We start from the raw sequence: 1,102 nt of genomic DNA on the forward strand, positions 1-1,102 counted from the left end.
ATCTGGCTAAAAATGTTTTTCAGCTTTGTGGATTAAATCAGGCGGGTAAACCGGTTTATAAAAAACGCACTGATCGTAAAACGTTACTACAGACCGTCGCGAATATTCCGGCCTGCCTGATTGGAGTGGAAGCCTCCACGGGCGCATTTTACTGGCAGCGTGAGTTCGAAAAACTGGGACATAAGGTCAAAGTGATCAGCCCTCAGTATGTAAAACCCTTTGTCCACGGGCAAAAAAATGACGGTAATGATGCACAGGCTATCGCAATTGCTCTGATGCAGCCAACAATGCAGTTCGTACCACCCAAAAGCCCTGAACAGCAGGATATCCAGGCTCTGCACCGTGCAAGACAGCGTATTGTTAATCACCGCACTGCGACAGTCTGTCAAATCCGGGGACTGCTGCTTGATCGGGGAATAACAATCGGCGCGGCAGTCTCAAGAGTTCGTCGTGCTGTTCCGCTTATTCTTGAAGATGTTGAAAATGGTCTTAGCGTTAGAATGCGCAGGACGATTGCAGAACTTTATGATCTCTTTAACGATCTTGGTCGTCGTATAAGCTTTTTTGATAAAGAAATTGATGCTGTGTTCAGGCAATCAGAAGCCTGCCAGCGCATTGCCAAAGTTAAAGGCATCGGCCCTAAAACAGCAACAGCTGTTGTTGCCGCGATTGGCAAAGGAACTGAATTTAAAAATGGTCGTCACTTTGCCGCATGGCTTGGTCTGGTTCCACGACAGCACTCGAGTGGTGACAGGCAGGTACTGATGAATATGACGAAAAAAGGCGACAAGCATTTGCGAACCTTATTTATTCATGGAGCCAGGGCAGTAGTTAGAGTGGCTGCAAATAATAATGAGGGTTATTTAAATCAATGGGTTAATCAGCTAAAAGAGCGACGAGGATTTAACAAAACGACCGTTGCAGTCGCCAATAAAAATGCCAGAATTATTTGGTCAATTCTTCACAATGAAACAGAGTACAGACCGGCAGTGTAATAGCATACCTTTAAAAGTTGCAAAGTATTGAAAAATGGCCACAGGTTGAACCTGCACGATCGGAACCTGACTACTATATTGGCCTTCGTGGCCGTCCAGTTGTTGAG

At 45.6% G+C, this 1,102-nt stretch carries 1 protein-coding gene; it reads left to right on the forward strand.

Translation table 11 applies throughout. The annotated features are described in order from the left end of the window. Nucleotides 1-2: 2 nt before the first annotated feature. Nucleotides 3-995 carry an IS110 family transposase gene (locus ACF8OF_RS00910; RefSeq protein WP_392505287.1) on the forward strand — a complete coding sequence of 331 codons (993 nt, stop codon included), beginning with the start codon at nucleotides 3-5 and terminating at the stop codon, nucleotides 993-995. Nucleotides 996-1,102: the final 107 nt, after the last annotated feature.

It is taken from the genome of Morganella sp. TYF_1 (assembly GCF_043105645.1).
In the GTDB taxonomy this organism is placed as follows: Bacteria; Pseudomonadota; Gammaproteobacteria; order Enterobacterales; family Enterobacteriaceae; genus Morganella; species Morganella morganii_B.